This is a genomic window from Pseudomonas sp. SD17-1 (assembly GCF_029201585.1).
Classification (GTDB): Bacteria; Pseudomonadota; Gammaproteobacteria; order Pseudomonadales; family Pseudomonadaceae; genus Aquipseudomonas; species Aquipseudomonas palmensis.
Genome location: NZ_CP104044.1, coordinates 3,271,512 through 3,295,782, shown reverse-complemented (window position 1 = coordinate 3,295,782; position 24,271 = coordinate 3,271,512). Strand labels below are relative to the sequence as shown.

General features: G+C 67.6%; 20 protein-coding genes. 7 read left to right on the top strand and 13 right to left on the bottom strand.

The features are described from left to right. Positions 1-229: 229 nt before the first annotated feature. A complete protein-coding gene (locus N0B28_RS14965) occupies positions 230-430 on the bottom strand; it encodes a YceK/YidQ family lipoprotein (protein ID WP_078480171.1) in 201 nt (66 codons plus the stop codon). 251 nt (positions 431-681) lie between these two features. On the opposite strand from N0B28_RS14965, the gene N0B28_RS14960 reads away from it, so the two are divergent. Further along, positions 682-1,032 (top strand): hypothetical protein, encoded by a 351-nt coding sequence (locus tag N0B28_RS14960; protein ID WP_275727146.1) that lies wholly within the window; start codon positions 682-684, stop codon positions 1,030-1,032. Here the strand turns inward: N0B28_RS14960 and N0B28_RS14955 are convergent. From N0B28_RS14955 to N0B28_RS14905, 11 genes are all read right to left on the bottom strand, one after another. Then, complete coding sequence (locus N0B28_RS14955; protein ID WP_275727144.1) at positions 1,029-1,280, bottom strand: hypothetical protein; 252 nt, start codon at positions 1,278-1,280, stop codon at positions 1,029-1,031. The genes N0B28_RS14960 and N0B28_RS14955 overlap by 4 nt on opposite strands. A 30-nt stretch (positions 1,281-1,310) precedes the next feature. Further along, positions 1,311-1,556, bottom strand: a complete 246-nt coding sequence (locus N0B28_RS14950) for a hypothetical protein (protein ID WP_275727141.1) — start codon at positions 1,554-1,556, stop codon at positions 1,311-1,313. Next, positions 1,553-2,638 (bottom strand): helix-turn-helix transcriptional regulator, encoded by a 1,086-nt coding sequence (locus N0B28_RS14945; protein WP_043862955.1) that lies wholly within the window; start codon positions 2,636-2,638, stop codon positions 1,553-1,555. The genes N0B28_RS14950 and N0B28_RS14945 overlap by 4 nt, the downstream gene beginning before the upstream one ends. A 118-nt stretch (positions 2,639-2,756) precedes the next feature. Further along, positions 2,757-3,815, bottom strand: a complete 1,059-nt coding sequence (locus N0B28_RS14940; RefSeq protein ID WP_043862954.1) for an autotransporter outer membrane beta-barrel domain-containing protein — start codon at positions 3,813-3,815, stop codon at positions 2,757-2,759. A 318-nt stretch (positions 3,816-4,133) separates the two neighbouring features. Then, positions 4,134-6,299: a glycogen debranching protein GlgX gene (glgX, locus tag N0B28_RS14935; RefSeq protein WP_054915395.1), complete on the bottom strand. Its 2,166-nt coding sequence runs from the start codon at positions 6,297-6,299 to the stop codon at positions 4,134-4,136. Between the two features lie 102 nt (positions 6,300-6,401). Then, a complete protein-coding gene (locus N0B28_RS14930) occupies positions 6,402-6,704 on the bottom strand; it encodes a DUF2934 domain-containing protein (RefSeq protein WP_275727135.1) in 303 nt (100 codons plus the stop codon). Beyond that, positions 6,701-9,505 carry a malto-oligosyltrehalose synthase gene (locus N0B28_RS14925; protein ID WP_275727132.1) on the bottom strand — a complete coding sequence of 935 codons (2,805 nt, stop codon included), beginning with the start codon at positions 9,503-9,505 and terminating at the stop codon, positions 6,701-6,703. Before N0B28_RS14925 ends, N0B28_RS14930 begins: the two co-directional genes overlap by 4 nt. Next, positions 9,502-11,574 (bottom strand): 4-alpha-glucanotransferase, encoded by a 2,073-nt coding sequence (gene malQ / locus N0B28_RS14920; protein WP_054915393.1) that lies wholly within the window; start codon positions 11,572-11,574, stop codon positions 9,502-9,504. Before malQ ends, N0B28_RS14925 begins: the two co-directional genes overlap by 4 nt. Beyond that, positions 11,567-13,339: a malto-oligosyltrehalose trehalohydrolase gene (gene treZ / locus N0B28_RS14915; protein ID WP_058541107.1), complete on the bottom strand. Its 1,773-nt coding sequence runs from the start codon at positions 13,337-13,339 to the stop codon at positions 11,567-11,569. The genes malQ and treZ overlap by 8 nt, the downstream gene beginning before the upstream one ends. Positions 13,340-13,352: 13 nt before the next feature. Then, positions 13,353-14,915, bottom strand: a complete 1,563-nt coding sequence (gene glgA / locus N0B28_RS14910; protein ID WP_058541106.1) for a glycogen synthase GlgA — start codon at positions 14,913-14,915, stop codon at positions 13,353-13,355. Positions 14,916-15,345: 430 nt separating this feature from the next. Next, entirely contained in the window at positions 15,346-16,002 is a 657-nt protein-coding gene (locus N0B28_RS14905) for an HAD-IA family hydrolase (protein ID WP_054915391.1), read from the bottom strand. A 91-nt stretch (positions 16,003-16,093) separates the two neighbouring features. On the opposite strand from N0B28_RS14905, the gene lexA reads away from it, so the two are divergent. Genes lexA through N0B28_RS14885 form a run of 4 tightly spaced genes read left to right on the top strand, consistent with a single transcriptional unit; the run spans position 16,094 to position 21,827 of the window. Then, positions 16,094-16,711, top strand: coding sequence for a transcriptional repressor LexA (lexA, locus tag N0B28_RS14900; RefSeq protein ID WP_054915390.1), 618 nt, complete (start codon positions 16,094-16,096; stop codon positions 16,709-16,711). Then, a complete protein-coding gene (gene imuA / locus N0B28_RS14895) occupies positions 16,711-17,328 on the top strand; it encodes a translesion DNA synthesis-associated protein ImuA (protein WP_043862945.1) in 618 nt (205 codons plus the stop codon). The genes lexA and imuA overlap by 1 nt, the downstream gene beginning before the upstream one ends. Before the next feature lie 6 nt (positions 17,329-17,334). Then, positions 17,335-18,753, top strand: coding sequence for a DNA polymerase Y family protein (locus N0B28_RS14890; RefSeq protein ID WP_078480165.1), 1,419 nt, complete (start codon positions 17,335-17,337; stop codon positions 18,751-18,753). Next, the gene (locus N0B28_RS14885) at positions 18,729-21,827 is read left to right on the top strand and encodes an error-prone DNA polymerase (RefSeq protein ID WP_275727126.1); all 3,099 of its coding nucleotides are present in this window, start codon (positions 18,729-18,731) and stop codon (positions 21,825-21,827) included. Before N0B28_RS14890 ends, N0B28_RS14885 begins: the two co-directional genes overlap by 25 nt. Here N0B28_RS14885 and N0B28_RS14880 read toward each other — a convergent pair whose 3' ends face one another. Beyond that, positions 21,828-22,649 carry an aldo/keto reductase gene (locus N0B28_RS14880; RefSeq protein ID WP_043862942.1) on the bottom strand — a complete coding sequence of 274 codons (822 nt, stop codon included), beginning with the start codon at positions 22,647-22,649 and terminating at the stop codon, positions 21,828-21,830. It abuts the gene before it with no gap. 206 nt (positions 22,650-22,855) lie between these two features. Here N0B28_RS14880 and N0B28_RS14875 point away from each other — a divergent pair, with 206 nt between their 5' ends. After that, positions 22,856-23,554, top strand: coding sequence for a CoA transferase subunit A (locus tag N0B28_RS14875; protein WP_043862941.1), 699 nt, complete (start codon positions 22,856-22,858; stop codon positions 23,552-23,554). Positions 23,555-23,590: 36 nt separating this feature from the next. Further along, positions 23,591-24,247: a CoA transferase subunit B gene (locus N0B28_RS14870; RefSeq protein ID WP_054915387.1), complete on the top strand. Its 657-nt coding sequence runs from the start codon at positions 23,591-23,593 to the stop codon at positions 24,245-24,247. Positions 24,248-24,271: the final 24 nt, after the last annotated feature.

Here is a 24,271-nt window from a genome sequence, read left to right as displayed (position 1 = left end):
GTTATCTCCTTGTACAAACGAGCTCCAGAATCGGCCGCGCACGCGCAGGCCCGCCGAGATCAGCGTCAGGATCGGTAAGTGGTATGCAGGCTAGTCACAGAGGGTGCGCGCCAAGACCCTTTCTATCGTGGGTGTATTGCGCGCATTCGGGGGCAGTTTATGCCCTTACTTAATTTGTGACTAATCGACCTTGTCGATGAACCTATAGAGGGATTCGATTGTTTGGCACTCAGCGCGAGAGGTCGGCGGGGATCATCGCGGTATCGATCACGATATCCACGGGCGCGGTGACGATAAACGCCAGCGGGCACACGATCAGCGGCCAGCAGAACTGCGCCGAGGTGGCGCTGAACAGGAACGAGAAGTTGTTGCGCACGCCCCGGTACATGCCTGGGGATGCACATTCGGCGCAGTACCCACCGCGCATCATGGTGCCGCAGCTGGTGAGGGCGAGGGTAGAGACGATGAGGGCGAGCGAGAGGATTCGGATGGTGCTGTTCCTTGGCACAGGGGGGGAGGGTCCGTTTTTCTGCGCGGCATTCTCTCACCGGGGGCCGGGGCAATGCTACAGTCGCTCCTTTTTCAATCAGCAGGCCAGGGCTCTTCGCTGGCAAGGCCAGCTTCTGCAGGGCCAGCGAAGAGCCCGGTGCTGCCGACACACAACCAACGGGAGAGACAACCATGCGCGCAGCAATGCTATTGGGTACGGCACTGGTGCTGGCCGGATGCGTCTCGTCGACGATGAACCAGGCTCGCCTGGGCGCACCGCACAAGACCTTCACCTCGGCCAAGGCCGAGCCGCTGGTGGCCGAGTGCATCCAGTTCGGTTGGCAGGACGAAGCCGTCTTCGGCGTGGATGCCAGCGGCTACCTCGACGCCGGCCCCAACGGTGGGGCCACGGTGTCGACACGCGATGCCGAATACTTCGCCGATGTGCGCGCCGAAGCCGGCGGCACGGTGGTCAAGTTCTACACCCTCAAGGACGATGCATTGGCCCAGCGGCGCATGGCGGCGTTGGCCACCTGCCTCTAGCCACGCCCCTCGAAACGCCCGGTGATGCGCTCGCGCCAGCTCAGCGGGCGCGCAACGTGTTCATGCGCGCCGATCTCAACCAGGGTGAAGGCGCAGCGCACGATATCGCTCACTTCCTGATCGGCCAACCGTGCGCAGGCTTCGCGGTGCGCCTGTGCCTGATCGCGACCTGTCAGGCTGTGCACCTCGAAGCCAAGGTTGCGTTTGGTGATATGCCAGTGGTGAAACACAGCGACAAAGCGGCTCATGTGCGCCCCGCAGTCAGATCAGGGATGGGGTCATGCATGCAGCTTGCCCGTGATGCGCTCCAGCCAGCTCAGGCGCCGGGGCGCCTGGGCAGTGCTGGCAATCTCGATCACGGTGAAGTCGCAGGTCTGATCGTCCTGGTAGCCCTGTTCATTGCGTATGTCGCCCGCTTCAAGGTGCGCACCGGCATGATTGTCGCTGTGTAGCGCGTGCACCTTGAAGCCCCTGTCCACGGCATGCCGGCTTCGCAGGTGAAACACCCCCACGAAGCGGCTCATGCCTGCGAAGCCCCGCGCTGTGCTTCAAGCGCCTCGATACGTGCCTGCAGGCGTTCGCGTTCCTGGCGTTCGGCGCCTATGTCCTCGAACACGCTGATCAGATGCTGCGGCTGGCCGTCCTGGCGGCGCTGCAGGGCGGTACGTGCACGTACCCAGATGTAGTGGCCCTGCTTGTGGCGCACGCGCTTTTCCACTTCGTAGCGCTCGATCTCGCCGGCCAGCAGGCGCTGCAGCAACTGCAGGTTGGCGGCCAGGTCGTCGGGGTGGGTCAGTTGCTGGAAGGTCATGCCGTACAGCGTTTCGGCGCTGTAGCCCAGCAGCTCGCAGAAGCTGCCGTTGACCCGCTGCCAGGTGCCGTCCGGGTCGATGTAGGCCAGCGCGCCCCAGGCCAGTTCGAAGATGGCGCGAAAACGTTCCTCGCTGTTGCGCAGTTGCTCTTCGGCGACCTTGCGCTCGGTGTTGTCCATGCTGATGCCGACCATCTTCACCGCGCGCCCGGCGCTGTCGCGCACCACCGTGGCGCGGGAGGCGATCCAGCGCATCTCGCCGTCGGGGCGATAGATGCGAAAGTCGCACTCGCAGCCTTCGCCTTCGAGCAGGGTCTTGCTGTACAGCGCCTGCAGCATCTCGACGTCTTCGGGGGGCAGGTGCACCCAGAAGTCTTCGTTGCGGATCACCTGCCAGCCGTACACGGCCTCGACGTTGGGCGAGTAGGTGAGTTCGTCGCTGATCAGGTTCCATTCCCAGGTCACGATGCGGGCGCCTTCCTGGGCCAGCTTCATGCGGGTTTCGCTCTCCATGATCTCGGCGGTGTAGCGCCGGCGCAGGTCGGTCATCGGCAGCTCCACCACCTGGGTCTGCTGCACGTCCTGCAGGGCTTCTTCGCCGTAGCGCAGCCAGATCCAGTTGACCTTGAGAAAGTCGGCCAGCTTGCGCAGGTTGGCGTAGTCGATCTCGCCGCCGCGGGTCCATTTGTGCACGGCGGTGCGCGAGATCCCCAGGGCCGTGCCCACCGCCTGCAGCGTCAGCTTGTGGTGTTCGAGCAGTTCCTTGAGGCGAAAGGCGAAGCTGTTTTCGGTCATGCGCTGGGGTGTCCTTGGCGAGGGCATGGCCGGCCAGTATACATAAGCTGTCAACCTCAGGTTGACGGGGGTATGCGTGTCGCATCGCGGGCCTGACCCGCGATGCATTCAGCGCCGCTCACCAGCGCACACGCACCCCCAGGTTGCCGATCAACCCGTTCAAGTCGTTGTCGTCCACGTCGCTGCTGTAATCGGCACTGACAAACAGCGCCACCTTGGGCGTCACCCGTGCCACCAGGCCCAGGCCCACCTCCACGGTGGTGGCGTTGCGTCCGCTGCTGATCTTGTCGACCTTGTCCAGGCTCACCGTGTCGGCGTTCGAGAAGTCGTACCACACGTTGGTGCGCACATAGGGTTCGATGGGCATGCCGCGCACCTCGTAGCGGGCCGACAGCTTCGCGCCCACCCGGCCGGTCCAGCTCGGCTGGCTGTCATAGGCCTGCAGGGTCTGGGCTTGGGCGTCGTTGCCGGGGTAGTACTGCTGGTTGATCAACTGCGCCTGGGGCTCGATCACCCAGTGCTTGCCCAGGCCGATGGGGAAGCCGCCCTCCACCGAGAATGTCAGCGCGTGGCCGTTGCCATCGAGCCGTTCGCCGTCGCTGCCGCGCCCGCTGGCGTCGAAACGGGTGCCCATGGCCACCGCATCCACATGCCAGCCCTGGTCATGCTGCAGGCTCCAGTACATGCCCAGGCTTTGCCCTTCCAGGCGCACGGCGTTCTGCTTGTCACCCAGCTGTGGCCGGCGATTGTCCAGGCCGCCCTGCAGGTTGCTGTGGCCCATGAAGATCCCGGCGCGGTGGGTGTTGCCGCCGGCGGTTTCCCGCACGAACAGGTCGGGGGCGATCTGCAGGTTCTGGTTGGGGGCATCCAGGCGTTGCGGGGCGGTCCTGACCGGGGTGGGAAAGAACTGCGCCCACTGGCTGGCAATGCCTTCGTCGCCGAACACCGCCGTGCGCTCTGCCAGGCGTTCGGAAAACGCCCCCAGCGTACCCAGGCTCAGCCCCGACACGCTGGCCGGGACCAGCGACGGCAGCGCCAGGCCGTGTGCCGGGTTGAACATCGGGTCGTCGTCTTCCAGCCCCGCCGCCAGGCTTTCCAGCGGGGTTGCGAGCAGCAGCGACGTCGACAGTGCGTAGAAAACATACTCGAGCCCCGAAGGGCAGGGTGCGCTTTTCATGGCCGATCTCCTCTGTGTGTTACAGCCAAAGGTCTGGCCTGATGTCACGGGCTGTAAGGCAGGAACAGAGAGCGACCCAAACCAGCAAACCTGCCCCATGGCGCGCGCAAAGCCGCGTGCCAGAGGCCCGGAATGAAGTTGAACACGGTGGTTCTAGGTGTAGCTAAGGAGAGTCGCAGGCAGGCGTCAAGATAGTGTGATTATTTTGTGATGGCCGTGTTGGAGGGGGTAAGCGGTTGAAAAATAGCGGTTACTGAATGGGCATAGCCGCGTTGCGAATGACAACGCGGCTGGCTATTTCGAATGATTGCTAAAGCGTCAGGCGTCCTCGTCCCGTTGCAGCTCCAACAGCAGCAACGAGCGTCCGGTGACGTTGAACACGCTGCCGAATTCCAGGCGCTGGGCCTTGCGCAGCTGCGGCCGGTCGGTGTCGATCAGGCAGTTCCAGTACTCGCCCTCGGGCACGTCGGGCAGGGTGAAGTCCACGCCGTCGTGGTGCGCGTTGACGATCAGCAGCAAGGTGGCGTCTGCCCCCGGGCGCAGGATGCCGCTGACCTGCGCGCGCCCGTCCATGAGCATGCCCAGGCAGCGCCCTTGCGGGTCTTCCCACTGTTCCACGCTCATCTCGCTGGCGTCCGGCGCGAGCCAGGTCACGTCCTTGACCCCGATCGCCTCGTTGTAGTCGCCCACCAGGAAGCGGCTGCGGCGCAGGATCGGGTAGGCCAGGCGCAGCTTGGTCAGGCGCTTGACGAACTTGAGCAGGGCGCTGCCTTGCTCGTCCAGGTCCCAGTTGATCCAGCCGATCTCGCTGTCCTGGCAGTAGGCGTTGTTGTTGCCGTGCTGGGTGCGGCTGAACTCGTCGCCGGCCACGATCATCGGCGTGCCCTGGGCCAGCAGCAGGGTGGCGAAGAAGTTGCGCATCTGGCGCTGGCGCAGGCTGTTGATCTCGGGGTCGTCGGTGGGCCCCTCGACCCCGTGGTTCCAGGAGATGTTGTTGTTGCTGCCGTCCTGGTTGTTCTCGTCGTTGTCCTCGTTGTGCTTGTCGTTGTACGACACCAGGTCGCGCAGGGTGAAGCCGTCGTGGGCGGTGATGAAGTTGACCGAGGCATAGGGGCGCCGGCCGCGGCGGTTGAACAACTCGCCGGAGGCGGTCATGCGCGCGGCAAAGTCGGCCAGCTGGCCTTCGTCGCCTTTCCAGAAGGCGCGCACGGTGTCGCGAAAGCGGTCGTTCCATTCGGCCCAGCCCGGCGCGAAGTTGCCCACCTGGTAGCCACCGGGGCCGCAGTCCCAGGGTTCGGCAATCAGCTTGACCTGGCTCAGCAGCGGGTCCTGGCGACAGGCCACCAGAAAGCTGTGCCGCTCGTCGAAGCCTTCGTGGTAGCGGCCCAGGATGGTCGCCAGGTCGAAGCGAAAGCCATCAACGTGCATCTCGCCTGCCCAGTAGCGCAGCGAGTCGGTGACCAGTTGCAGTACGCAGGGGTGGCTCAGGTCCAGGGTGTTGCCGGTGCCCGAGTCGTTGATGTAGTAGCGCTTGTCGTCGGGCATCAGGCGGTAGTACGAGGCGTTGTCGATACCGCGCATCGACAGCGTGGGGCCCTGCTCGTTGCCTTCGGCGGTGTGGTTGTAGACCACGTCCAGAATCACCTCCAGGCCGGCGTCGTGCAGGTGCGCGACCATCTCCTTGAACTCGGCGATCTTGCCGTTGGCCAGGTAGCGCGGGTGGGGCGCGAAGAAGGCGATGCTGTTGTAGCCCCAGTAGTTGTTCAGGCCCTTTTGCAGCAGGTGCTGGTCGTTGACGAAGGCGTGGATCGGCAGCAGCTCGATGGAGCTGACGCCCAGGCCCTTGATGTGCCCCAGCAGCTCGTCGTTCATCAGCCCGGCGAAGGTACCGCGCGCCGCTTCCGGCACCGCCGGGTGACGCATGCTGATGCCGCGCACGTGCGCTTCGTAGAACACGGTACGGTCCCACGGCACGCCCACCCGCTGGTCGCGGCCCCAGGTGTAGGCCGGGTCGATGACCTTGCACTTGGGCACGAACGGCGCGCTGTCGCGCTCGTCGAAACTGAGGTCGCCATCGGGGTGGCCGATGGTGTAGCCGAACAACGCCTCGGACCAGCGCAGCTCGCCGACCAGCTGCTTGGCATACGGGTCGATCAGCAGCTTGTTGGGGTTGAAACGGTGCCCGTTCTGCGGCTCGTAGGGGCCGTACACGCGGTAGCCGTAGATCTGCCCCGGGTGCGCGTCGGGCAGGTAGCCGTGGTAGATCTCGTCGGTGTACTCGGGCAGTTCGATGCGCTCGAGCTCATGTTCGCCGCTGGCGTCGAACAGGCACAGTTCGACCTTGGTGGCGTTGGCCGAGAACAGTGCGAAGTTCACACCCAGGCCGTCCCAGGTGGCGCCCAGGGGGAAGGGCAGGCCCTCGCGGATGCGCGAAGGTTCAACGGCGTCGGGCTGGGTGTTGTGTTTGGACTTGGGCTGGGTCATGGCAATCCTTGTAGCGATCCTTGGGGGGCGAAAGGCGACGCACTGGGCGCCGGGGCAGCGTTGCGCTGCCCCGGGGCGGTAGTGACGCAAGGTACGGCGGCGTCAGGGCGTGGCGGGCTTCTTCGCGGTACGCGGCTTCTTTGCCGGGTCGGGCTTGGCCGCAGGGGCCGGCGGCTTGGCCTTGGCCGCGGCGGCGCCGGGCTTTGGCTTGGCGCCAGGGGCTACCGGCGGTGCGCCTGGCGGGGTGGTACGGGGCTTGCGCGGGGCGGCCTTGGGCGCAATGGCCTCGGCTTCGGCCAACTTGCGTGCCATCTCCCAGTGACGCTCCTCCTGGCCTTCGGGTTTACCTTCCGACTCCCAGATCTGGTAGGCGAATTCGCGGATACGTTTTTCCTCAGCACTCATCTCGACGCTCCTGATGACTCAGTCTGTTCTATGAAGAGATTGACGGGGAAGGCTTTGAGCGCAGTGCTCAGCCACAGCTCGTTAGAGGGTGTGACTGCGCCCTGGGCGAAAAGTCCCGTGCAATTGGCAGCGCACAAGGCGAACGGTAAAAGCACACGGGTATCGTCCCAGTTCTGTGCCGGGATCAAGGGTTGCGTGGCGTTACCCAGCAGGCCCGAGGCCAGCCGCGGCACCACCACCACCGCACGTTGCGCCTCGCCGATACGGGCAAAGGCGAGCACCCGCTCGGCGTGTTTGCCGCGTACCTCCAGGGGTTGGTAGCGGCCGTGGCGAAACAGCTCTGGGTAGGCCCGGCGCTGCTCCAGCACCTGGGCGATCAGGGCCTGCTTGACCCGCCCGTCCTGCCAGTGCCCGAGCAGTTCGGCGGGGCGCAGGCTGTCGTCCAGGGCCTGGCGGCGCGCGGCGTAGTCCACCGCGCGGCGGTTGTCCGGGTCGACCAGGCTCAGGTCCCAGCATTCGTTGCCCTGGTACAGGTCGGGCACCCCCGGCACGGTCATGCGCAGCAGGCTCTGCACAAGGCTGTTGAGCGCGCCCGGGCAGGCCAGGGCCTGCGCCGCCTCGGCCACCGACTGGCGCAGCTGCTGGCATTGCGGCTCCAGCAGCAGGGCGTCGATGAAGCGTGCGCAGGCCTGCTCGTAGGCCTCGTTGGGGGCGCTCCAGCTGCTGCGCAGCTTGGCCTCGCGCAGGGCTTTGCGCTGCCATTGGCGCAGGCGTTCGGCGTAGCCGCGCAAGGCCTGGGTGTCATCGCAGCGCAGCGTCATCGGCCAACTGCCGAGCAGGGTCTGGTACAGCAGCAGTTCATCACCGGCACTCGGTGCCACGCCATCGGCCAGTTGTGTGCGCAGGGGCGAGGCCAGTTCACGCCACAGCTCCACGCGCTGGCAGAACCAGTGGCTGCGTTCGCTGATCACCGCCAGGCGTGCGCGGCAATCTTCGCCACGCTTGTGGTCATGGGTGGCGGTGGCCAGCAGGTTGTCGGGAAAGTGCGCCAGGCGTTGCTGGCAACTGGCATGGAAGGCCTCGGCCGGTGCGCTGAAGCGCTCGGCGTCGAAGCCCACGTCGTTGCGCGACAACAGCACCGCCGAGCGATAGAAGGCGGTGTCTTCGACGGCCTTGGCAGCGGTGGGCGAGGTCAGCTGCTGGAAGCGCACGCAGGCGTGGCGCAACTGCTTGCGCGCCCGCCCCGGGCCCAGCTCGCGCCAGGGCTGGCCGCCCAGCCAGCGCTGCAGGTAGTCCAGCAGCGGCCAGTCGGCTTCGCCCAGGCTCGAACGCGCATCGGCCAGGGCCTGCTGGAAGAACCCCTCGTCCATCGCCGGGCGCCCGCAGGCATTGATGTAGGTGCGGTACACCGGGTAGTGCTCCACCAGCGCCTGCAACGCGCGGCGGATGGCACCCAGGGTCAGGTCGCGGCTCATGATGTCGTTGCGCGCCACCTGCAGCAGGGCCTGGGCCACCGATTCGAAGTCGCCGGCCAGGCTGGCATTGAGCACCAGCTGGCGGGCCAGGCGCAGTTCCTCGACGAACGCCGGGCGCTCGCTCAGGTCGTGCCACAGCGCGGTCAGTTCGGCTTCGCCCTGCGGGTCATGCTGCAGCAGCGAGACCTGGTTCATGAATTCGTAGCCGGTGCTGCCGTCCACCCGCCAGTCGTCGTGCAGGCGCTCGCCGGGGCCGAGGATCTTCTCCACGTAGATCGGAAAGTGCTCGAGCGCAGCGCTCAGCGGCCGGCGTGGGAGCAGGCCGTCGACGCGTCGGCGCAGCTTGCGGCAGTAACCGCGCGGGTCGGCCAGGCCGTCGATGTGGTCGATGCGCAGGCCGTCGACCAGGCCGCGCTCGATCAGCTCGAACACCTTGGCATGGGTGGCCTCGAACACCGCCGGGCGCTCCACGCGCAGGCCGCCCAGCTCGTTGACGTCGAAAAAGCGCCGCCAGTTGATGTCGTCACCGGCGGTGCGCCAGCTGGCCAGGCGGTAGTGCTGCTGTTCGAGCAGTTGATGCAGGTGCTCGAAACCGCTGGGGGTGCGCCCGTCGAAGGCGGCCAGCACCTGTTCGATGGCCTGGCCGATGCGCGGCTCGCGGGCCAGTTCGGCCAGGGCCTGGTGCACCGCCTCGACGTTGGCCGGGGCGTGGCGCTGGCCCTCGAAGGCGGCAAAGCGTGCCCCCAGCTCGCTCAGCTCGGGGTGGCCGCTGACGCACAGGATGCGCGCATAGTCCGGCGGGCTGATCGGGAAGCGGTGCTCGTGGTGCTCGATGTGAAAGCGCCCGTGGCGGGCGTCGAAACGCAGCGGGATTTCCCCGGCCTGCAGCACCGCGCCATAGTCGCTGGCCAGGAACGGCAACAGCAACTGGCCTTTGAGCAACGGGTCGGGCGAATGCCACTGGATGTCGAAGAACTCGGCGTAGGGGCTGCGCCGGCCCCAGGCCAGCAGGTCCTGCCACCAGGGGTTGTGTGCGCCGCCCACGGCCATGTGGTTGGACACGATGTCCAGGATCAGGCCCATGCCGTGCTGGCGCAGCGCGGCCACCAGGCGTTCCAGCGCCGCCTCGCCACCCAGTTCGGGGCTCACCCGGGTCGGGTCGACCACGTCGTAGCCGTGGCGCGAACCGGGCCGCGCCTGCAACAGGGGCGAGGCGTACAGGTGGCTGATGCCCAGCCGGGCGAAGTAGGGCACCAGCGGCACCGCATCGTCGAGGCTGAAGTCGGCATGAAATTGCAGGCGCAGTGTGGCGGTGAGGCTGTTCATCGGTCACGCTCGAAGGCTTGTTCACGGGCCTGGGCCAGCAGCTCGAGGCGTCGCGCCGCATCGCTGTCGTCCAGCAGCTGTGCGGCGGGCAACGCGAAACGGCGGCGCCAGTTGGGGTGGGTGTCGACGGTGCCGGGCAGGTTGGGTTGTTCGTCCACGCCCAGCAGGTCTTCCAGCGGTACCAGCACCAGCGGCGCGCGGGTATGCCCGAGCAGGCGCAGGCTGGCGTCGATCAGGGTGTCGGCTTCGCTGCTGGTGTCGCCGTAGCTGCTGTGCAGCAGGCGACGCAGGCCCTGGATTTCATGCTGGCGGCTGTCGCGCCAGTCGCGCTCGGTGATCGCGTCGATCGCCCCCAGGCGCTGGCCCCAGTCGATGTCGCGGGCCTGCAGCCAGCCTGCCAGCGGGGGCAGGTCGTGGGTGCTGGTGGTGGCCAGGGCGTTGTCGGGCCAGTCGAGGATGGGGGTGAACTGCCCGGGCGGGTCCTGCTCGAACAGCAGCACACGCATGCCCAGGATCGCGCGGGCCGCGAGCTTTTCGCGCAGGCCTTCGGGCACCGTGCCCAGGTCTTCGCCGAGCACGATTGCCTTGTGGCGCACCGACTCCAGGGCCAGCAGGCGCAGCAGGTCGTCCAGTGGGTAGTGCAGGTAGGCGCCTTCGCTGGGGGCGGCGCCCTGGGGGATCAGCCACAGGCGCTGCAGGCCCATCACATGGTCGATGCGCAGGCCCCCGGCGTGGGCGAAGTTGGCCCGCAGCATCTCGATGAAGGCGCGGTAGCCGTTGCGGCGCAGGCCCTCGGGGGAGAACGCGCAGATGCCCCAGCTTTGCCCTGATCGGTTGAGGATGTCGGGCGGGGCGCCGACGTGCAGCTCGGCCAGCAGCTCGTCCTGGCGGCTCCAGGCCTGGCTGCCGGTACCGTCGGCCCCCACTGCCAGGTCGGCGATCAGGCCCACCGCCATGCCGCTGCCGCGCGCCGCTTCCTGGGCACGTTCCAGGCTGCGCGCGATCAGCCACTGGCAGAAGGCATAGAAGCCGATCTGCTCGACGTGGTCGGCGGCAAACGCGGCAATCTCGGCGCTGCGCGGGTCGAGCCAGGCGGCCGGCCACTGGCGCCAGTCCTGGCTTTCGCCGCGTTCGGCGGCGGCATCGAGCAGCGCTTCGAAGCGGCAGTGGTCTTCCAGCGCCTGGCCGCCGGCGTGGCGAAAGCTGTCGAAGTCGGCGCGCTGCGGTTGCTCGCCCTTGATAAAGCCCTGGTACAGCGCCTGCAATATCTGCTGGCGTGCCCCGGCCGCCCGTGGCCAGTCGATCAACGGCAGGCCTTCGAGCTGTTCGAGCTGGGCCTCAAGGCCCAGGGCCTGGACCGTGATACGCACCGTGCGCTCGTCGATCACTGCCTGGGGGCTGGCATACAGGCTGTTCAGAAACAGCCGGCTGGATGGCGAATAGGGGCTGTAGCTGGGGTGGTTGCGGGTGAACATGGCGTGCACCGGGCTGATGGCCAGGGCCGTGGCGCCACGCTCGGCGGCGCTGCGTGCCAGGCCCTCCAGTGCCAGGCAGTCGCCCAGCCCGCCGTCGCCCGGGCGGCGCAGGCTGTACAGCTGGGCACTCAGGCCCCAGCACCGTGGGTGCGGGGTGCCCAGCGCATCGGCCAGGCTGTAGCACTGCGCCGGGGCCACGGCCAGGGTGAAGGTGGTGGCGTCGATATGCAGCTGGTGATACCCCAGTGGCAGCCCGGGCGGCAGCAGGGCCTGGGCATCCAGCTGCAGCTGCTGGCGGGTGCCGTCCTCGTGCTGCACCTCGCAGCGGCTGTTGGCCGCGAAGTAGCGCGACAGGTCCAGCGGCTGGTGCTGGTCGACCGTCAGCAGTGGCGGCAGGTGACGGGAATCGTGGGCTTTTTCCAGGGCCTTGAGGCTGTTGGCGATGGCGATGTCGTCGGCGGCCGGGTGGCCAAGGGCGGCCAGGATGCGCCGCAGGACCGGTTCGCTGACACGCTGGGCGCGCCCGTTGGCGTCGATCCAGTCCACCGCCAGGCCAGCGCGTTCGGCCAGTTGCAGCAAGGGTAGGTCAGGCATGCACAGGCTCCGTGGGGCAGGAAGGGGTCAGGCTCACCACGCAGCTCAACGGCGGCAGGCAGGGTGGGCCCGGGGGCAGTTCGCAACTTTCGAACAGGTGCCGCTCGCGGGCCGGCAGGTCCAGGGCCAGTGGCTGCTGGCCGAGGTTGAGGTCGATGCGCAGCTCGCTGCCATCGCCCAGTTGCCAGCGGGCGCTCACGCCCTGGCCGTCGACCACCTGGGCGCCCAGGGCGCGGGTGCCCGGCAGGCGCGGGATGATGTGCTGGTGGCGCAGGTACAGCAGGCGACGGTACAGCGCCACCCACTGCTCGCTGTCCTCGCCCCATTGCGGTTGCGAGTCGAGGAAGGTCTGGGCGGCGTTCGGGTCGGGGATGCGCGCCCGTTGCTCGGGGTCGGCGAAGGCCTTGAACCCCTTGAACTCGGCGCGTCGGCCTTCGCGCACGGCGGTGGCAAGGTCGTCGTGGTGATCGGTGAAGAACAGGAAGGGCTGGCGGCACCCCCAGTCATCGCCCATGAACAGCAGCGGGATCATCGGTGCCAGCAACAGCAGCCCGGTGGCGGCGCGCAGGGCCTGGGGCGGGCACAGGCGCTCGAGCCGCTCGCCCAGCGCGCGGTTGCCGATCTGGTCATGGTTCTGCAGAAACAGCACGAAGGCACTGGGCGGCAGATGGCCGCTGGCTTCGCCACGCGGTTCGCCGTTGCGGTCCGGCTGGCCCTGGAACACGAACCCCTGGCTCAGGCAACGCGCCAGCTTGTTCAGCGGCGCCTCGCGGTAATCGACGTAGTAGCCTTCCTGCTCGCCGGTCAGCAGCACGTGCAGGGCGTTGTGGCCATCGTCGTTCCACTGGGCGTCGTAGCCCTCCTGAAGCAGGTGCGCCTGGTTGCGCTCGTTCTCGAGGGTGAGCCACACCTGCCGGCCCGGTGCGGTGCTGGCGCGCACGCGGCGGGCCAGCTCATGCAGAAAGTCAGGGTCGTCGATGGCGTGCACCGCATCCAGGCGCAGGCCGTCGAAGCGGTAGTCGTGCAGCCACATCAGGGCGTTCTCGATGAAGAAGTCGCGCACCTGGCGGCGGCGAAAATCGATGGCCGCGCCCCAGGGCGTATGCCGGTCTTCGCGAAAGAAGCCCTGGGCATAACGGTGCAGGTAATTGCCGTCGGGGCCGAAGTGGTTGTACACCACATCCAGCAGCACCATCAGCCCCAGCGCGTGGGCCTGGTCGATCAGCGCCTTGAGTTGCTGCGCGGTGCCATAGCTCGCTTGCGGGGCGAACGGCAGCACGCCGTCATAGCCCCAGTTGCGCTGGCCGGGAAACTGCCCGATGGGCATCAGCTCGATGGCGGTCACGCCCAGTGCGGCCAGGCGCGGCAGGTGCCTGGCCACGCCGGCGTAACCGCCCAGCAGGCCCACGTGCACTTCATAGATGACTGCCTCGTGCCACGGGCGGCCCTGCCAGTCGGGGTGTTGCCAGGCATATTCGGTGCTCAGCACCTGGCTGGGGCCGTGCACGCCGTCGGGCTGGGCACGGCTGGCCGGGTCGGCGACCGACAGGTCGCCGTCGATACGGTAGCGATAGCGCGTACCGGCCGGGCAGGGCAGGCGCAGCACGAACCAGCCGTCGTCACTGCGCTGCATGGGTTGCGGGGCGGCGTTTTCACATTCCACCTCCACCTGCCGGGCATCGGGCGCCCAGAGGGCGAAGCGGGTGGTGTGGCTGTCCAGCATCACGGCCCCGTGGGTCGCGTGTTCCTGTGACCTGAAGGGCATACGGCAGTTCTCCTCAGCCTGCGTTGAGCGTGGCGCGCGTCACCAGTTCCTCGTACAGGTGGGCATAGGGTTCCACGGCCTGACACCAGTTGAATGGCTGGGTCATGGCCAGGCAGCGCATGGCATTGAGCAGGTGTTTCTTGCCGTATACGTAGAAGGCCCGCGAGAGTGCTTCGCGGTAGCTCTCCACGCTCGATTCGTCGAACAGAAAGCCGGTGACGCCATTCTCGATGGTGTCGGCCAGGCCGCCGGTGTTGCGCGCCACCGGCAGCGAGCCGAAGCGCTGCGCGTACATCTGGCTCAGGCCGCAGGGCTCGTAGCGCGAGGGCATCAGCAGAAAGTCGCTGCCGGCGAACATGCGCCGTGCGTCGGTCTCGTTGAAGCCGATGCGCACCCCCACGCGGCCCGGGAAGCGGCTGGCCAGCTCGCGCATGGCTTGTTCTTCCTCCGGTTCGCCGCGGCCGATGATGGCGATCTGGCCGCCCTGTTCGACGATGTACTCGGCCACCCCCAGGGTCAGGTCCAGGCCCTTCTGGTACACCAGGCGCGAGACCACGGCGAACAGCGGGCCGGTGGAGGGCTCCAGCTCGAACAGCTCGCGCACCTGGCTGCTGTTGGCCGCCTTGCCTTCCCAGTCGTTGATGCTGAAGCGGTGGGTCAGGTGGGTGTCGGTGGCCGAATCCCAGCTTTCGTCGATGCCGTTGGGGATGCCGCTGAGCAGGCCCTGCTGCGCCTTGCTGCCAAGAAAACCGTCGAGCCCGCAGCCGAAGGCCGGGGTGGTGATTTCCCGGGCATAGGTGGCGCTGACCGTGGTGATGTGGCTGGAGTAGGCCAGGCCGGCCTTGAGAAACGACAGCTTGCCGTAGAACTCCATGCCTTCCTGTTGCAGGGCGTGTTCGGGAATCGCCAGTTCCGGGCAGCAGCCGCGGCTGACCACCCCCTGGTAGGCCAGGTTGTGGATGGTGAACAGGGTGGGGGTGTTCAGGCCGCGCCAGTGCATGTAGGCCGGGGCCAGGCCGGCAGGCCAGTCGTGGGCGTGCACCAGATCGGGCTTCCAGTGCACCATGCCCTCGCCCGCGGCGATTTCGGCGGCGGCCAGGCCCAGGCGGGCGAAGCGGATATGGTTGTCGGGCCAGTCACGGCCATTGTTGGCGCCGTAGGGGGTGCCTTCGCGCTGGTACAGCTCGGGGCAGATCAGTACATAGATGACCAGACCGTCGGCCAGGTCCATGCGCCCGATCTTGCACGGGGGCAGTGCGGCATGGCCGCCCAGCTCGCCCACCAGGTGGATCGGGTTGTCGCTTTCGAGTACCTGCGGGTAGCCGGGGATCAGCACGCGTACATCGTGCAGGTGGCGCATGGCGCGGGGCAGGGCGGCGGAGACGTCGCCCAGGCCGCCGGTCTTGACCAGGTCGGCGATTTCCGAGGTCACGAACAGCACCTTGCGCTTGTTCGGGTTGCGCCGGGTATCGAGGGCAGGGGCCTTGGCTGTCGTGACGATCTGGGCAGCACGCACCTGCGCGCTGGTATCCGGGTTGAAATGCTCTGCATGAGGTTCGACAGCGGCGCTGATCATACTTGTCTCCGTCCCTTGTTCTGCGGGCGTATCCCACCCGCTGCATGTCTGTACTGTTGTTCTCGCTATGTCATGTGATGCGGTGAAACGCCCCGGACACACGTGCAAGCGCTACGCCAGCCGGCGCTCCTGCCGATGGCGTGCTGACGAGTGGGGGGTGGGCTGCGCCTGGGTAACCAGAGTCGTTGGCCTACTTAGTTGCTGACCTACCGGGTTTGCAGAAGTTTCGACTATTTTCGATCGAGTTTTCCGGACGGTATCAGGTCGATTGAACAGTGTAGGAGAGGGGCGGGATAAATGTGACCCGTTGGTCATGTTTTGTGAATTGGCCGGCACAGGGGTGCACCGACAGCGAGCGTGCACCGCTCGAAGGTGACCCCCGATGGTGCACGTGCCAGCCTGGCTGGCGAAACCGGCGCGGTGGGTGGCTTCAGCCGCTCATCTGCGCAATCAGTTGCCACAGGCGCTCATCGTCGAAGTTCTTCACCACCAGCTGCGCACCGGCCTCCAGCAGCACCTGCGGCGCCTGGCTGGTCGACAGGCCCACGGTAAGGATCCCCGCGCGGCTCGCTGCCGTCACGCCCGGCACCGAATCCTCGAACGCCAGCGCATGGTCTGCCCTGGCCCCCAGGCGCTCCAGGCCGGTGAGGTAGGGCAGGGGATCGGGCTTGGCCCGTGCCAGTTCCTCGGCCACCAGCACATGCTCGAAGCGCTCGGCCAGGCCCATGGCTGCCAGCATGTGCTGCGCATTGGCCCGTGGCGCATTGGTGACCACGGCCATGCCGATGCCGCGGCGCTCGGCATGCGCCAGCAGGCGTTCGAGGCCGGCAGTGGGCTGCAAGGTCGGCGACAGCGCACGAAAGCGCGCCTCCTTGCGGTCGGCGAACGCCTCATGCTCGGCCACCGGGCGCCCGGGGAACAGGTAGCGGCACATGTCGGCGTTGGCCCGGCCACTGACGTGGGCGTCGAACTCGGCCTCGCTCAGTTCGCGACCCTGCTCACGCAGCAACTGCTGCAGTGCCTGCAAATGCAGGGTATCGGTGTCGGTCAGGGTGCCATCGAGGTCGAACAGCAGGGCTTCAAGCATGGGGCGCGGTTTCCATCGCACGGCGGGCCATCATAACCATTTTGCCGTGGCGATCAGCGGGGCTGGTCAGATAAACCCGAAAAGAGTACAAATGTGCTCCATGAACAGACTATCGCCCAAACGTGCCGCCATCCTGACCTTCATCCGCGACCGCATCGCGCAGCAAGGGCAGCCCCCGAGCCTGGCCGACATCGCCCAGGCCTTCGGTTTTGCCTCGCGCAGCGTGGCGCGCAAGCACATCCAGGCGCTGTGCGAGGCCGGCTTCATCGAGGTCACCCCCAACCAGGCGCGCAGCATCCGCCTGGCCGGTGCGCTGCGCCGCCCCGAGGTGCTGGAGATCCCGGTACTGGGCCAGGTGGCCGCCGGCCGCCCGATCGGGCCCGACGTGGACATCCACGAACAGCTGATGCTCGATGCGCACCTGTTCAGCCGTACCCCCACCTACCTGCTGAAGGTGCGCGGCGACTCGATGATCGACGACGGTATCTTCGACGGCGACCTGGTGGGCATTCACCAGCAGCCCGATGCCCGCGACGGGCAGATCGTGGTGGCCCGGCTCGATGGCGAGGTCACCATCAAGCGCTTCCAGCGCGCAGGCACGCACTACCGCCTGCTGCCGCGCAACCCGGCCTATGCACCGATAGACGTGGGGCCAGAACGCGACTTCGTGATCGAAGGGGTGTTCTGCGGCCTGTTGAGGCGCGACTGATGGGCGCGGTGGTCAGCCTCGACGGGCTGCTCGACGAGCGGCGGGTCTGGAAGGGGCGCCCGCTGGCCCAGCCCCGGGGCCTGCAACCCACCGGGCATGCCGCGCTGGACGCGGTGCTGCCCGGCGGCGGCTGGCCACCGGGTGCGCTCAGCGAACTGCTGCTGGCTGCCGAGGGCGCCGGCGAGCTGCACCTGCTCTGGCCGAGCCTGGCGCGCCTGACTGCCAGCGGCGAACGGGTGGTGCTGGTGGCGCCGCCGTTCATTCCGTACCCGCCCGCCTGGCTGGCAGCCGGTGTCGACCTGCGCTGGCTGTCGCTGATCCAGGCCTCCCGCGTCGAGGCCCTGTGGGCCGCCGAGCAGTGCCTGCGCTCGGGCAGTTGCGGCGCGGTGCTGTGCTGGCCGCAGCAGGTCGACGACCGCGCCCTGCGCCGCCTGCAGGTGGCTGCCGAAACCGGCCAGACCCTGGCCTTTGCCTGCCGCCCGCAGCAGGCGGCACTCAACCCGTCGCCGGCCGCGCTGCGCATTGCCGTCGACCTGCACCCGGCGCAGTGGCGGGTGCTCAAGTGCCGTGGCGGGCTGGCCCCGGCCACCCCGATCGCCATGGCCGGGCGAGGGTGATGGGCGATGCTGTGGGCCTGCATCCTGCTGCCGCAACTGGCACTCGACAGCGTGCTGCGCGGTCGCGACGACCCCCAGGCACCGCTGGTGCTGCTCAGCGGCCCGGCGCAGCGGCGCGTATTGCAGGCGGTCAACCCGGCGGCCCGGGCCCTGGGGCTGCGCGCCGGGCAGAGCCTGAGCACCGCGCAGGCCCTGGCCAGCAGTTTTACCTGCGTCGAGCATGACCCGGCGGCGGTCGAGCAGTTGCAGCAATTGCTGGCCGCCTGGGCCTACCAGTTCAGTTCGCAGGTCAGCCTGCATTACCCTCGCACCGTGTTGCTCGAAGTCGAATCCAGCCTGGGCCTGTTCGGGCCCTGGCCGCTGTTCGAGGCTCGCCTGCGCAAGGAGCTGGGCGAGCTGGGGCTGCGTCATCGCATCGTGCTGGCCAGCAACCCGGTGGCGGCGCGCATGCTGGCCAACGCCCATGACGGGCTGGCACTGAACGACCCCCAGGCCACCCGCGCCGCCCTTGCGCAGATGCCCGTGGACCGCATCGGTCTGCCGGTGGAGGCCGCCACGGCCTTGTCGCGCATGGGCCTGCGCGACCTTGGGCAGGTGCTGGGGTTGCCGCGCGACACCCTGGCCAGGCGTTTTGCCGCCAGCGTGCAGGTGCACCTGGATCGCCTGCTGGGCCTGCGCCCCATGGCGCTGGCGTGCTACCGGCCGCCGGACCGGTTCGAGGCGCGGCTGGAACTCAACTTCGATGTGGAATCGCACCAGGCGCTGTTGTTTCCGTTGCGCCGGCTGATTGCCGACCTGGCGGCGTTCCTGGCCAGCCGTGACGGCGGCGTGCAGCGTTTTACCCTGCACCTGGAACATGCCCGGGGCGTCGCCACGCCGGTGGTGGTCGGCCTGCTGGCCGCCGAACGCGAGGCGGGCATGCTGTTCGAGCTGGCACGCGGGCGCCTGGAGCAGTTGAGCCTGCCCGCACCGGTGCGCAGCGTGCGCCTGGTGGCCGACGACCTGCCGGCGTTCGTGCCGCAACCGGGCGAGCTGTTCAATGCGCGGCCCCAGCAGCAACAGGGCTGGGAGCAACTGCGCGAGCGTTTGCGTGCACGCCTGGGCGATGAGAGCGTGCGGGCTGTGCAGGCTTTTGCCGACCACCGCCCCGAGTGCGCCTGGCAGGCGGCAGGCGGCGCCCCGCCGCTGGCCCGTGCGCCGGGTGGGCCGCCGCGCCCGGGCTGGCTGCTGGCCGAGCCGCAGGCCTTGGCGCCCGAGGGCCTGCGCCTGCTGGCCGGGCCCGAGCGGATCGAATCTGGCTGGTGGGATGGCGGCGATGTACGGCGTGACTACTACCTGGTCGAAACCCCGGCTGGCCAGCGCGGCTGGGCCTACCGGCCATTGGGCGAAGGCGGGCCGTTGTGGCTGCAGGGCTGGTTCGCATGAGCGTGGGCTATGCCGAGCTGCACTGCCTGTCGAACTTCACCTTCCAGCGCGGGGCCTCGAGTGCCCGCGAGCTGTTCGAGCGGGCGCACCAGCAGGGCTACCAGGCCCTGGCGATCACCGACGAATGCACCCTGGCCGGTATCGTGCGCGCCTGGCAGGCGGCCAGGGAGACGGGCCTCAAGCTGATCGTCGGCAGCGAGGTGCGGGTGCACGACGGCCCCAGGCTGGTGCTGCTGGTCGAAAACCTGAGCGGCTACCAGCACCTGTGCCGGCTCATCACCCTGGCGCGGCGCCGGGCGAAAAAGGGCGAATACCAGCTGCTGCGCGAAGACTTCGCCGGCCCGCTGCACGGCCTGCTGGCGCTGTGGGTGCCGGACGAGCCGTTGCAGGCCGGCCCCGGCCTGTGGCTGCGCGAGGTGTTCGGCGAGCGCCTGTGGCTGGCGGTGCAACTGCATCGCGGTGCCGACGATCATCAGCGCCTGCAACAACTGCAGGGGTTGGCCGCGAGCCTGAACCTGCGCGCCGTGGCCTGTGGCGACGTGCACATGCATGCGCGTGGGCGGCGCGCGCTGCAGGACTGCATGAGCGCGCTGCGCCATCACAGCACCGTGGCCGGTGCCGGGCAGCACCTGTTCGCCAATGGCGAGCGGCACCTGCGGCCCCTGGCGCAGCTGGCCGAGCTGTACCCGGCCCACCTGCTTGAGGCCACCCTGGAGATTGCCCGGCGCTGCACCTTCGACCTCGGCCAGTTGCGCTACCAGTACCCGCGCGAAGTGGTGCCCGAGGGGTACACGCCGACCGGCTGGCTGCGCACGCTGTGCGAACGCCAGGTGCCGTGGCGCTGGCCGGGAGGAATCGAGCCGGCCGTGCGCCAGATCCTCGAACACGAACTGGCGCTGATCGCCGAGCTGGGCTACGAGAGCTACTTCCTGACCGTCTACGACATCGTTCATTTTGCCCGTGGCCAGGGCATCCTGTGCCAGGGCCGGGGCTCGGCAGCCAACTCGGTGGTGTGCTTCGTGCTGGGCATCACCGAGCTGGACCCGACCCGCACGCACCTGCTGTTCGAGCGCTTTTTATCGCGTGAACGCGACGAGCCGCCGGACATCGACGTGGACTTCGAGCACGAACGGCGCGAAGAGGTGCTGCAATACGTGTTCAACCGCTATGGCCGCCACCGCGCCGCCCTGACGGCCGTGGCCAGCACCTACCATGCCGCCGGGGCGGTGCGCGACATTGCCCGGGTGCTGGGGCTGCCGCCCGACCAGATCAACGCCCTGGCCGATTGCTGCGGGCGCTGGACCGACCGCATCCCGCCGCCGGAGCGGTTGCGCGAAGCCGGTTTCGACCCCGACAGCCCGCTGCTGCACCGGGTGCTGACCTTGACCGGCGAGCTGATCGGCTTCCCCCGGCACCTGTCGCAGCACCCTGGTGGCTTCGTGATTTCCGAGCAGCCACTGGACACCCTGGTGCCGGTGGAGAACGCCGCCATGGACGAACGCACGGTGATCCAGTGGGACAAGGACGACCTGGACATGGTCGGCCTGCTCAAGGTCGATATCCTGGCCCTGGGCATGCTCAGCGCCTTGCGCCGCTGCTTCGACCTGGTGCGCTACCACCGTGGGCGCGAGCTGACCATCGCGACCCTGCCGCCGGACGATGTCCCCACCTACGACATGATCGGCCGTGCCGATACCGTGGGGGTGTTCCAGATCGAGTCACGGGCGCAGATGGCCATGCTGCCGCGGCTCAAGCCACGCGAGTTCTACGACCTGGTGATCGAGGTGGCCATCGTGCGCCCCGGGCCGATCCAGGGCGACATGGTGCACCCGTACCTGCGCCGGCGTAACAAGCAGGAGCAGGTGACCTACCCGTCGGATGCGCTGAAGAAGGTCTTCGAGCGCACCCTGGGTGTGCCGCTGTTTCAGGAACAGGTGATGGAGCTGGCCATGGTGGCCGCCGACTATACGGCAGGCGAGGCCGACCAGTTGCGCCGTTCGATGGCCGCCTGGAAACGTCACGGCGGGCTGGAGCCACACCGCGAGCGGCTGACCCGGGGCATGCTGAACAACGGCTACAGCGTCGAGTTCGCCGAGCGCATCTTCGAGCAGATCAAGGGCTTTGGCAGCTACGGCTTCCCCGAGTCCCACGCGGCCAGCTTTGCCTTGCTGACCTACGCCAGTTGCTGGCTCAAGTGCCACGAGCCGGCGATCTTCGCCTGTGCGCTGATCAACAGCTGGCCGATGGGCTTCTACAGCCCGGACCAGATCCTGCAGGACGCGCGCCGCCACCGCATCCAGATTCGCCCGGTGGATGTGCAGCACAGCCAGTGGGACTGCAGCCTGGAGCCGGTGGGCGGCGATGAACTGGCGCTGCGCCTTGGCCTGCGCCAGGTGCGCGGCTTTCGCCAGGACGATGCCCTGCGCCTGGCACAGGCCAGGGCGCAGCGGGCGTTCGGCGATGTGGCCGACCTGTGCCTGCGTGCCGGCCTGGATGCGCGGGCGCGGGCGCTGCTGGCCGATGCCGGGGCCCTGGGCGCCCTGGCCGGGCACCGTTATCAGGCGCGTTGGGAAGTGGCGGCGGTGCAGGCGCAACTGCCGCTGTTCGCCGGGGTGGAGCCGCCCCGTGAAGTGCCGGTGAACCTGCCGGTGCCCAGTGTGGGCGAGGACCTGTTTGCCGACTATGCCAGCGTCGGCACCACATTGGGCCCGCACCCGCTGAGCCTGCTGCGCCGACGCCTGAATGGCCTGGGCTGTCGCAGTTCGCAGGCCCTGGAGGGGGCCGAACACGGCGATGCGGTGAGCGTGGCGGGGCTGGTCACCGGGCGCCAGCGGCCAGGCACTGCCAGCGGCGTGACCTTCGTGACCCTGGAGGATGAGTTCGGCATGGTCAACGTGGTGGTGTGGCGCGAGCTGGCCGAGCGTCAGCGCCGGGTGCTGGTGGGCTCGCAGCTGCTGCGGGTGATGGGTACGCTCGAATGCGCCGACGGCGTGCGCCACCTGATCGCGAAGCGCCTGGAAGACCTCAGCCCGCTGTTGCACGGGCTGGATGTGCGCAGCCGCGACTTTCGCTGATCACACCATCGCCAGGCGCTGCTTGCGGGTGGGCGGCGGGAAGGCGCGGTCGATGGCGCGCAGGTCTTCGCTGCTCAAGGTCAGGCTGGCCGCGGCGGCATTGAGCTGCACATGGCGCTTGTCCACCGCCTTGGGGATCGCGATCACGCCGTCTTCACGGGTTACCCAGGCCAGCGCCACCTGGGCCGCGGTGGCGCCATGGCGTTCGGCGATCTGGTTGAGGGTCGCGTTTTTGAGCAGGCGTCCGGCCTGGGCCAGCGGGCAGTAGGCCATGGTTGGCAAGTGGCGCTTGTGGCTGTAGGGCAGCAGGTCGAACTCGATGCCGCGCTGCTCGGGGTTGTACAGCACCTGGTTGGTGGCGCAGGCCGGGTTGTCCAGCTCGCGCAGGTCATCGGTATCGAAGTTGGACACGCCCCAGCGCCGGATCTTGCCGGCCTCGCGCAGGCGCTCGAAGGCTTCGACGGTTTCCTCCAGCGGGTACTGGCCGCGCCAGTGCAGCAGGTACAGGTCGATATGGTCGGTGCCCAGGCGCTGCAGGCTGCGCTCGCAGGCGGCGGGGATGCCGCTGCGGCTGGCGTTGTGCGGGTACACCTTGCTGACCACGCAGACCTGCTCGCGACGCCCCTGGATGGCCTGGCCCACCACCCGCTCGGCGCCGCCCTCGGCATACATTTCGGCGGTGTCGATCAACGTCAGGCCCAGGTCGATGCCGTGCTGCAGGGCTGCGACCTCGGCTTTCTGCTGGCCGGGGTCTTCGCCCATGTACCAGGTGCCCTGGCCGATGACGGGTACGGTGGAGTCGCCGAGTTCGAGCGTACGCATGGAAGGCTCCTGCAAAGTGGGGAGGGTGGTCTACTGTCCTTTAGGGTTTTGTGGCGGGTCAAGCCTACCCGCGTCGACATTGATTTGAATAACCAATCAATCCATCAAAAAAACAAAATTAACAAATGAGTGGCCAAGGGTGAAGATGGCCCCAGACGCTCTCCGACGACCCTCGTCGGTTCTACAACTACAAAAGGCGAATCAGCATGGCCGGACTGGACAAGCGCGTAGCGACCTATGAAGAGGCCCTCGAAGGCCTTGCCGACAACATGACCGTACTGGCAGGCGGCTTCGGCCTGTGCGGCATCCCTGAAAACCTCATTGCCGAGATCAAGCGCCGTGGCGTGCGCGGCCTGACCGTGGTGTCCAACAACTGCGGCGTCGACGGCTTCGGCCTGGGCGTGCTGCTCGAAGACCACCAGATCCGCAAGATGGTCGCCTCGTATGTGGGCGAAAACGCCGAGTTCGAGCGTCAGCTGCTCAGCGGCGAGCTGGAAGTGGAACTTACCCCGCAAGGCACCCTGGCCGAGAAGATGCGCGCCGGCGGCGCCGGCATCCCGGCCTTCTTCACCGCCACCGGCTACGGCACCCCGGTGGCCGAAGGCAAGGAAGTGCGCGAATTCAACGGGCGCAAGTACATCCTCGAAGAAGCCATCACCGGTGACTTCGCCATCGTCAAGGGCTGGAAGGCCGACCACTACGGCAACGTGGTGTACCGCAACACCGCGCAGAACTTCAACCCGCTGGCCGCCACCGCCGGCAAGATCACCGTGGTGGAGGTCGAGGAGATCGTCGAGCCAGGCGTGCTGCTGCCTACCGAGATCCATACCCCGGGCATCTACGTCGACCGGGTCATCGTCGGCACGTTCGAGAAGCGTATCGAAAAACGCACCGTCAAAGCCTGACCCGACCCCGCGCAGAACAACAAAGAGAACCTGAGCATGGCACTTACCCGCGAACAAATGGCACAACGTGTAGCCCGTGAACTCAAGGACGGCTACTACGTCAACCTTGGCATCGGCATCCCGACCCTGGTGGCCAACTACGTCCCGGCGGATATGGACGTGATGCTGCAATCGGAGAACGGCCTGCTGGGCATGGGGGAATTCCCCACCGAAGCGCAGCTGGACGCCGACATGATCAACGCCGGCAAGCAGACCGTGACCGCCCGCACCGGCGCGTCGATCTTCAACTCGGCCGAGTCCTTCGCGATGATCCGTGGCGGCCATGTCGACCTCACCGTGCTGGGGGCATTCGAGGTGGACGTGGAGGGCAACATCGCCTCCTGGATGATCCCGGGCAAACTGGTCAAGGGCATGGGCGGGGCGATGGACCTGGTGGCCGGTGCCGAGAACATCATCGTCACCATGACCCATGCCTCCAAGGACGGCGAGTCCAAGCTGCTGTCGCGCTGCAGCCTGCCGCTGACCGGTGCCGGCTGCATCCGCAAGGTGCTGACCGACCTGGCCTATCTTGAGATCGAGAATGGTGCGTTCATCCTGCGCGAGACAGCGCCGGGGGTGAGCGTGGAAGAGATCGTCGCCAAGACCGCCGGCAAGCTGATCGTGGCCGATGATGTGAAAGAGATGACGTTCTAGGCTGATAACCGCCTTGCCTGTGCT